Origin of the sequence: Aphanothece microscopica RSMan92, from assembly GCF_046613545.2 — a bacterium.
In the GTDB taxonomy this organism is placed as follows: Bacteria; Cyanobacteriota; Cyanobacteriia; order PCC-6307; family Cyanobiaceae; genus NIES-981.
This window is the reverse complement of the sequence record NZ_JBKKKY020000461.1, coordinates 1-495: the sequence shown is the minus strand read 5'-3', so window position 1 is coordinate 495 and position 495 is coordinate 1. Positions and strand designations below refer to the sequence as shown.

Annotated in this window: 1 protein-coding gene; it reads left to right on the top strand. The window is 66.5% G+C overall.

The window, feature by feature from the left end; all coding sequences use genetic code 11:
* On the top strand, nucleotides 1–414 hold a 414-nt coding region (locus ACLD7X_RS18550), incomplete at its 5' end, for an MSMEG_1061 family FMN-dependent PPOX-type flavoprotein (protein WP_411425154.1).
* Nucleotides 415–495 lie beyond the last annotated feature (81 nt).

Sequence of the window (495 nt, the reverse complement as noted above, 5' to 3'; positions counted from 1 at the left end):
GCCAAGCAACTGGACCACATCGACGAATTCGCCCGCCTGTTCATCGGGCGCTCGCCCTTCCTGGTGATGGCGACCGCCGGGGAGGCCGGGGATTGCGATGCCTCGCCGCGCGGCGATGCACCGGGCTTCGTCATGGTGCTGGACGAGAAGCGGCTGCTGATCCCCGACAGACCCGGCAACAACCGGGTGGACAGCCTGCAGAACCTCACGCGCAATCCGAGGATCGGGCTGCTGTTCTTCGTGCCCGGCGTGCTGGAGACGCTGCGCGTCAACGGGCGCGTCGCGATGGTCAGCGATACGGCGCTGCTGGAGCGGCTGGCCGCGCATGAGCGGCTGCCGAAGAGCGCGATCGAGGTCACGGTGGAGGAGGTCTTCTTCCATTGCGGCAAGGCTTTGAAGCGAAGCGCGCTGTGAGGTGAACAACTCCTTGATCACCTCGCCGAAGCGGAGCAGCACGGCTCGGTTGCCCTCCAGCCAAAGACCCTCCAGCTGGTC